The following is an 8,701-nucleotide window of genomic DNA, read 5'->3' on the forward strand; positions in this document are numbered from 1 at the left end:
CGGGAGCCGCCGGGGCCGCGGCGGCCGCAGCCTCAGTGGTCGGCGCGGCGGCGGGCGCCTGGGGGGCGGCCGCGGCCTCGGTCGTCGGCGCGGCCGACGGGGCCTGAGCCTCAGCGACGGGCGCTGCCGACTGCGCGGCGGCATTGGCATTGGCGGCGGGCGCCTGAGCGGCGGGCTGCTCGCCATTCCAAGCGGCGTTGACCAGGGCGCCCATGTTCACGGCAGTTCCGGCGTCGACACCGAGCTTCTGGGCGATCGCGGCGGGCAGGGCCTCGCCCGCTCCGGAGGCCGGGCTGCCGGACTTGAGGCGGAAGTCCGAGGCCTTCCAGTTCGCGCCGTCGGCCTCCTTCGTGAACAGCGGGTTGGCGTCCGGGTTACCGCGCAGGTCGAGGCTGTGGCTCTCCTTACCGCCGGTGGTCACACCCTTGTTCGAGGTGAAGGTCTTCAGATCCTGGGAGTAGAAGGCCTCGTTCATCGAGCTCGTCCCGTACTGCCACCAGTGCAGGAAGTTGTAGTCACCGCCCTGCGGACGGTAGTAGGCGTTGTGATCGATGCTGGAGATCATCTCGTTGGCGTAGACGGCGCCGGGAGCGTGGCGGTTGGCGTCGCCGTCGACATTGACCATGGAGGCGTAGCGCCAGGGGTCATCGGGGGCGCCCTGCGTCTGCTCCGAGGAGAAGATGTTGTTGGCAACCACCGTGTTCTTGGTATCCCAACTCAGGCCGTGCTTGGAGCTCCAGGCCTCCACCGCGGTGCAGGTCCCGTCCGCGCTCCTGTCGTTGCAGCCCTTGGAGCGGTTGTCCTCGCGCACCACGAGGCTGGTCAGGGCGTGGGAGACGGTGTTGTTCCACACCGCGGAGTTGTCGGATCCCTGAACCCTGATCGCCGTTCCCGCGCCGTCGATGATATTGGAGGCGATGGTGCTGTGGGAGGAGACCTCGTCGATGATCCCCAGGGGGACGTTGATGAGGTGGTTGCCCACGATGTCGGAGTTGATGACGCCCTCGTCGAACCAGATCGCGGCGGTCTGCACGCTCTCGTTGTTCTGGGGCAGCGAGGCGTCCTTGCCCGACGCCGAGTTGTCCACGGTGTTGAAGGCGTAGCGCACGTTCTCCGAGTGGGTCACCTTGGTGTCGGCGATGGTGCAGTAGGCGCCGCAGTCGGTCGTGATGAACCCGGCGGAGTTCGTCCCCCGCCAGTAGTTCTTCTCGATGACCGCGCCGGAGGATGTGTTGACGTTGAAGGCGGTGCCGCCGTTGTTCTCGAAGCGGTTCCCGGTGACCTTGGCGTTCGGGGCGCTGGCCAGGTGCAGCGCGCTGCCGGCCGCGGAGTAGCGGAAGGTGTTGTTCTCGATCGTCTGGCCGCCCTTGGACACGACGACGGCGCCGCCGCCGGTGAAGACGCCGATCTCCGGGTCGTTGTAGTCCCAGCGCTGGAGCGGGGAGTACTTCTCGATGACGATCCCGGACAGCGTGGTGTTGGCCCCTTGGAGGGTGAGCGCGCGGTGCTGCTGGACGACCTCGACGGTGTGCTGGGCCGGGTCGACCCCGATGACGTAGGCCGTTCCCCGGTGGGGCTTGGCGTTGAAGCCGGCGTAGGAGTTGTCCGACTTCTTGAGGGTTACCGGGTCGGGGTCGTCGACGTAGAAGGACGAGGCGTTGACCTCGCCGCGCGAGGCGACCTGGGTGAGCGGCTTGCCGTCGACGAAGACCTGCTCGGGGTGGGCCGCCATGCCCTCGACCGCGGGATTGGCGTTGGTGGTGCACACATCGCAGAAGCGGACCATGTCGTGGCCCGTCGACCATGTGCCGTCACCCCCGGCCGACCACGAGGTCGGCACCTCGGCCCCGGACAGGACCGGGGTGGCGCCGGCGGCGGCGCGGATGGTCACACCCTTGTCGACGTAGATGTTGCCCTCGCGGTAGGTGCCATCGGCGAGCTCCACGACCTGCCCGGCGCTCGCCGCCTTGAGCGCGGCGCCGAGCGTCTTGTAGGGCTTGGCGGCGGAGCCATCGCCGGAGTCGGATCCGGATGAGGCTGAAACATGGACCACTGACTCCTGCGCGGCGGCTGCCGGGGCCATGAGCCCCGGGGCGGCCACCCCGAGGAAGAGAATGGCGAACAGTGCTGTGAATCGACGGTATCGGCGCATCATTGTGTCGTCGTCTCCTGATGGTGGGCGGACCCCGTAACCGTACCGTTACGAGGAGGCTCAAAACGGTGACGTAGTGCGCATTTGCTCCTTTCTGGGATCTCAGGAGGAGCCTTTCAGGATCCTCCAAGGAACCATTCACTCGCGGTCGATCCGCGGCGCAAGAGGCTCCGCGCGATCAAGCCGACACGCCGCCGCAAGTCACATGCGCACCACGAGTCACACCTGCCACAATCGGATCATGAGCGACACGCCGTGCCACACCATCCTTGTTCGCGGAGAGATTAAATTAGGCCAGTTCTTGAAGCTCGCCGACCTCGTCGAGGACGGCGCTGAGGCCCGGATCGCGATCCAGTCGGGCGATGTGAGCGTGAACGGCGAGGTGGAGCGGCGTCGCGGGCACCGCCTGTCCGACGGCGACCTCGTGACAGTCGACCTCCCCTCCGGATCGGCGGAAGCGCGGGTGAGGGTCGAGACCTGATCCGAGCGCTGGGAGGCGCGCGCCATCCATGGGAGCGCCGGGCCGCGGCTCGGCCGTCGCCCATCGGGGTGAGAAGGGCTCCATGAGCAGGGGCGTCTGCGCCCCGCAAGGGCGGCCCTCCCCAGGTGTCATGAGATCAGGGCCTGGTCAGAGGCTGTTCAGCGATTTCTCAGTGATGGAGGCACCCCGGCCCGAGGAGTGCCTTGATGTCCGAGTAGAAGGCCTGGGAGGCCTCCACCCTCAGTGAGGGGGCGAGCTGAGTGCGCACCTCCCGGCCCGGGCTGGTCAGGTTGAGGCGCACGACGCTCGCGCCGGGATGGCGCTGCAGGAGGTCGCGCAGCTTCTCCACCAGGGGCCCGGTGCAGCGGTTGGTCGGCAGCGTGAGCGTGACGGCCTCATGGGTGGCGCTGGAGATATCTGGGAGGGTGAGCTCCTGGGCGTAGAGGGAGACGGCGCCATCGCGCCGGGTCAGCTTGCCCCGGATGGTGACCACCGTGTCCGGCGCCAGCATGGTGGAGACGGTCTGGTAGGTGGAGGGGAAGAAGAGGGCCTCGATGGAGCCGCCCAGGTCCTCGATCTGGGCGATGGCCCACAAGTTCCCCTGCTTGGTGGTCTTGCGGGTGAGGCCGGTGATGAGGCCGGCGATGGTGACCATGGCGCCGTCGGGGCGCTCATCATCCTCCACGAGCTCGGAGATCTCGGTGTCGGACAGCTTGGCCAGGAGGGGCTCGATGCCGAGCAGCGGGTGGTCGGACACGTAGAGCCCGAGCATGTCGCGCTCGTAGGCGAGCTTGTCCCGCTTGTCCCACTCGGGCAGGTCGGGGATCTCGGCGGAGAAGACCGGCCCGGAGGAGAAGGGGTCGTCGGCGCCGTCCGCCCCGCCGTCGCCCATGAGGGAGGCGAAGAGGTCGAACTGGCCCGCGGCCTCATTGCGCTTGACGCCGATGATCTCGTCGACGAAGTCCTCGTGGCAGGCCTGGAGCGCTCGGCGGGACTTGCCCAGGGAGTCGAAGGCTCCGGCCTTGATGAGGGAGTCGATGGTGCGCTTGTTGCACACGACGGCGGGAACCTTGTCGAGGAAGTCCTCGAAGGAGGTGAACTCGCCCTTCTCCTTGCGCGCGCTGACGATGGCCTCGACGACGTTGAGGCCGACGTTGCGCACGGCGGACAGCCCGAAGCGGATGTCCCCCCCAACGGCGGCGAAGCGCGCGCGGGAGGCGTTGACGTCCGGGGGCAGGACGGTGATGCCCATGTGGCGGCACTCCCCCAGGTAGACGGCGAGCTTGTCCTTGTTGTCCTTCTGACTGGTCAGCAGGGCCGCCATGTACTCGGTCGGGTAGTGGGTCTTGAGGTAGGCGGTCCAGTAGGAGACGACGCCGTAGGCCGCGGAGTGCGCCTTGTTGAAGGCGTACTTGGCGAAGGGGACCACGACGTCCCACAGGGTCCGGACCGAGTCCTTGGAGAAGCCGTTGGCGACCATGCCGGCCTCGAACTCGACGAACATCTTGTTCAGGATGTCCATCTTCTTCTTGCCCATGGCCTTGCGCAGGGCGTCGGCCTTGCCCATCGTGAAGCCCGCCAGGTCAGTGGCGATCTTCATGACCTGCTCCTGGTAGACGATGAGGCCGTAGGTGGTGCCGAGGATGGGCTCGAGGGCGTCGGCGAGCTCGGGGTGGATCGGAGTGATCTCCTGCAGGCCGTTCTTGCGCAGGGCGTAGTTGGTGTGGGACTCCGCGCCCATGGGACCGGGGCGGTAAAGGGCGCCGACGGCGGAGATGTCCTCGAAGTTGTCGGGCTTCATGAGGCGCAGCAGCGTGCGCATGCCGCCGCCGTCGAGCTGGAAGACGCCGAGGGTCTCCCCCCGGGAGAGGAGCTCGTAGGTGGCGCGGTCGTCGAGCTCGATGTGGTCGATGTCGAGGGCGGGCTTGCCGTTGGCGACGATGTTGTCCAGGGCGTCGGAGATGACCGTCAGGTTGCGCAGGCCCAGGAAGTCCATCTTCAGCAGGCCGAGGTGCTCGCAGGTGGGGTAGTCGAACTGGGTGATGTAGGCGCCGTCCTGGAGGCGCTGCATCATGGGGATGATGTCGGTCAGGGGCGCCGATGACATGATGACGGCGCAGGCGTGGACGCCCCACTGGCGGGTCATTCCCTCCAGCCCCTTGGCGAGCTCGACGATCTTCTGGGCGTCGGGGTCCTCGGCGTGGAGCTTGCGGAACTCCTCGGCCTCCCCGTATCGCTCATCCTCGGGGTTGAAGATCCCCTTGATGGTGATGTCCTTGCCCATGATGGTGGGGGGCATGGCCTTGGTGAGACGGTCACCGACGGCGTAGGGGTAGCCCATGACGCGGCTGGAGTCCTTCAGGGACTGCTTGGCCTTGATGACGCCGTAGGTGACGACCTGGCTGACCTGGTCGGCGCCGTACTTGTCCTTGACGTACTCGATGACCTCATCACGCCGGCGCTCGTCGAAGTCGACGTCGATATCGGGCATCGAGATGCGCTCGGGGTTGAGGAAGCGCTCGAAGATGAGCCCGTGGTTGAGGGGGTTGAGCTCGGTGATGCCCATGGCGTAGGCGACCATGGAGCCGGCGCCCGAGCCGCGACCGGGCCCGACGCGGATGCCGCGCGCCTTGGCCCAGTTGATGTAGTCGGCCACGACCAGGAAGTAGCCGGGGAAGCCCATCTGGACGATGACGCCGATCTCGTACTCGGCCTGCTTGCGGCAGTCCTCGGGGATCTGGCCGCGGAAGCGCTTGTCCATGCCGGCCCAGCACTCCTTGATGAACCACGACTCCATGGTCTCGCCCTCGGGGACGGGGAAGACGGGCATGAAGGAGGCGCCGTCGTCGACGGTGGCGAAGTGGACGTCGCACTGCTCGGCGACGAGGAGGGTGTTGTCGCAGGCCTCCGGCATCTCCTTGAAGAGCTCGCGCATCTCGCGGCCGGGGCGCAGGTAGTAGGTGTCGCCGTCGAACTTGAAGCGATCGGGATCGGACAGGACCGAGCCGGAGTTGATGCACAGCATGGCGTCCTGGATGGTGCGGTCCTCGGGACGCACGTAGTGGGAGTCATTGGTGGCCAGCAGGGGCGCGCCGATCTCCTCGGCCAGGCGCAGGAGGTCCTTGGTGACGCGCCGCTCGATCTCGAGGCCGTGGTCCATGAGCTCGACGTAGAAGTTCTCCTTGCCGAAGATGTCCTGGAGCTCGCCGGCGGCGCGGCGGGCCTCCTCCCACTGGCCGAGCCTCAAGCGCGTCTGGACCTCGGAGGAGGGGCATCCGGTGGAGGAGATGAGGCCCTTGGCGTAGCGGCTGATGAGCTCGCGGTCCATGCGGGGCGCCTTGCCCATCTGGCCCTCGAGGGAGGCGAAGGAGTCCAGGCGCATGAGGTTGTGCAAGCCCTCGTTGTCCCGGGACAGGAGAGTCAGGTGGGTGTAGGAGCCGCGGGCGGAGACATCGTCCTTGCGCTGGGACTCATCGCCCCAGAAGACGCGTGTCCTGTCGTGGCGCGAGGTGCCGGGCGTCAGGTAGGCCTCAACACCGATGATCGGCTTGATCCCGGCCTTGCGGGCGGCGGCGTAGAACTCGTAGGCGCCGAACATGTAGCCATGGTCGGTGATCGCCAGCGCCCTCTGGCCCAGGCGCTTGGCCTCGGCGACGTAGTCCTTGATCTTGCCCGCGCCATCCAGCATGGAGTAGTCGGTGTGGACGTGGAGGTGGACAAAGTCGTCCGTTGGAGTCGTCTGTTCCTGCTCGCTGCTCGCACCTGCCATGGCCTCATCCTAGGCCCTGGCGAGGAGGCGTCAGCCGGCGGCGAAGCGAGCCGGGGGCTGCGCCGTCACCCCGGCCAATGGCTCCGTCCGGTCGAGAGACGGCGAGGCCCCATCAACGAGGCCGCCGCGTGATCGTCTTGGCCATGTCCTGGTGGGGGATGCCGGCGTCGAGGTAGGACTCGCCGCTGATCACCTTGTAGCCGCAGCGCCCGTAGAAGCCCATGGCCCGCTCCTGGGCGGAGAGCACCACCGTGACGCTCACGGCGCCGTCACCGCCGCGCACCCCAGCCCTCTCCAGGGCGACCTCCTCCAGGGCCGTCACCATTCGGGCGCCCAGTCCAGTGCCCCGGCACACCCGACGCACTGCCAGCCTCCCCAGGTGGACCCGCCCGGGATGCTCGGGCTCCAGGAGGATCCTCCCCGCCGCCAGCGGTGTCCCGTCAGCTCCTCGCGCGAGCAGGTGAACGGTCGACGTCTCGAAATCACGGGCGTCGATCTCCTCCACGAACGGCACATCCTGCTCGTCGACGAAGACCTCCAGGCGCACATCCGCTGCCCCGTGGCGCAGCGCGTCGGCCTCAGGCCCCGGCTCATCGCCGACCGCGCAAGTGAAGCGGATCGGCTCGATCGCCGACGTCGCCGGCGCGATCCGCAGCCCTATCGTCCCCGCCTGGCTCATACGGCCCTCATCGCATCGAGGGCGTGCGCCAGATCCTCCGGGTACTCCGAGCGGAAGCGCATCGACTCCCCAGTGACCGGGTGGTCGATGCCGAGCTCCACGGCGTGCAGCCACTGCCGGACCAGCCCGGTCCGCTCCACGAGAGCCGCGTCCGCCCCGTAGGTCTCATCCCCCACGCAGGGATGGCCCACCGCCGCCATATGCACGCGGATCTGGTGAGTGCGCCCCGTCTCCAGGTGCACCTCCGCCAGGCACGCCCGCGGCATGACCTCGATGACGTCGTAGTGGGTGATCGACTCCCGCCCGCCGTCGATGATCGCCATCCTCCACTCGCGGCTCGGATGCCGGCCGATCGGCGCGTCGATCGTCCCCGATGACGGATCGAGGTGCCCCTGAACGAGCGCGTGGTAGACCTTGTCCACATCATGGTTCCGGAAAGCCCGCTTGAGCACGGAGTACGCGCGCTCCCCCTTGGCCACGATCATCACCCCGGAGGTGCCCACGTCCAGGCGCGAGACGATCCCCTGGCGCTCCGCCGCGCCGGAGGTCGCCACGCGCACGCGCATCGCCTTGAGCGCACCGAGCACATCCGGCCCATCCCAGCCCATCGACGGGTGCGCGGCCACGCCCGCCGGCTTGTCGACGACGACGATGTCCTCGTCCTCGTACAGGATCCCCATCCCCTCCACCGGGGTGGCCACGGGCTCAGCGGGCCGGGGATCGGGCAGGTCGATCTCCAGCATCGCACCGCCGACCACGCGATCCGACTTCCCCAGGGGAGCACCTTCCACCCTGGCCCCGCCATCGGCGCAGATCTCGGCGGCCTTGGAGCGGGACAGACCCGTCATGCGGGCGACAGCGGCATCGGCGCGCTCACCATCGAGCCCATCGGGCACGGGCAGGAGGCGCAGGCTCATGACCCCGTCCCCGACTCATCGCGCCGCCTCGCCCGCCGGGACCTCCTCGTCTCGCCGTCCCCGGTCGCTCCGTCGGCGTCCTCACCGCCGTGGCCGGCGCGGGTGCCGTCCAGGTTGATGCCCAGGATCGACAGGACCATGATGACCCCGGCCGCACCGACGATGGCGATATCGGCCACGTTGCCGACGAACTGCCCCCCGTAGTCGATGAAGTCGACGACGTGGCCGCGCAGGAATCCCGGCGCGCGCACGAGGCGGTCGATGAGATTGCCGATGGCCCCGCCGAGCACGAGGCCCAGGGCGATCGTCCACGCACGCGACCCGAGCCCGCGCGAGGCCCGGATGACGACGATCACCACCACGAGCGCGACGATCGAGAAGATCCAGGTCTGCCCCGTGGCCAGGGAGAAGGCGGCACCGGGGTTGCGGACGAGGACGAGCCCCAGCAGGTCACCGATGATCGGGATCCGCGCGTGCCCGGACAGTGCCGCCACGGCCCACAGCTTCGTCACCTGATCGACCGCGATGAGAACCACGGCGATGAGGCAGACCAGTGGCAGTGGGCCCATGCGCCCCGCGGGGCCGCGCGCGGGCGCCCCGCCGTGGGCGGCGGCGCCCTGGGGCTCGGGCCCGTCCGGAGCGGCGGGGACGGTGCTCCCCGTGGGGCCGCCGGGCGCGGTGGCCGGGGACGGGGAGGAGGCAC

At 68.5% G+C, this 8,701-nt stretch carries 6 protein-coding genes; 1 reads left to right on the top strand and 5 read right to left on the bottom strand.

What is annotated here, in order from left to right:
• Positions 1-2,155, bottom strand: a 2,155-nt coding sequence (locus B1H55_RS11610; protein ID WP_240494191.1) for a right-handed parallel beta-helix repeat-containing protein, incomplete at its 3' end; no start/stop codon positions are given.
• 238 nt (positions 2,156-2,393) lie between these two features.
• On the opposite strand from B1H55_RS11610, the gene B1H55_RS11615 reads away from it, so the two are divergent.
• On the top strand, positions 2,394-2,633 hold the full coding sequence (locus B1H55_RS11615) for an RNA-binding S4 domain-containing protein (protein WP_073453270.1): 240 nt from the start codon (positions 2,394-2,396) through the stop codon (positions 2,631-2,633).
• Between the two features lie 169 nt (positions 2,634-2,802).
• Here B1H55_RS11615 and dnaE read toward each other — a convergent pair whose 3' ends face one another.
• The 4 genes from dnaE to lspA all read right to left on the bottom strand — a co-directional run.
• On the bottom strand, positions 2,803-6,402 hold the full coding sequence (gene dnaE, locus B1H55_RS11620) for a DNA polymerase III subunit alpha (RefSeq protein ID WP_073453268.1): 3,600 nt from the start codon (positions 6,400-6,402) through the stop codon (positions 2,803-2,805).
• A 112-nt stretch (positions 6,403-6,514) separates the two neighbouring features.
• Positions 6,515-7,081, bottom strand: a complete 567-nt coding sequence (locus B1H55_RS11625) for a GNAT family N-acetyltransferase (protein ID WP_077240315.1) — start codon at positions 7,079-7,081, stop codon at positions 6,515-6,517.
• Complete coding sequence (locus B1H55_RS11630) at positions 7,078-7,998, bottom strand: RluA family pseudouridine synthase (protein WP_077240316.1); 921 nt, start codon at positions 7,996-7,998, stop codon at positions 7,078-7,080. The genes B1H55_RS11625 and B1H55_RS11630 overlap by 4 nt, the downstream gene beginning before the upstream one ends.
• The coding region (gene lspA / locus B1H55_RS11635; protein WP_420866443.1) for a signal peptidase II at positions 7,995-8,701 on the bottom strand (707 nt) is incomplete at its 5' end. The genes B1H55_RS11630 and lspA, both read right to left, overlap by 4 nt.

This window comes from Actinomyces denticolens (assembly GCF_002072185.1).
Lineage (GTDB): Bacteria > Actinomycetota > Actinomycetes > Actinomycetales > Actinomycetaceae > Actinomyces > Actinomyces denticolens.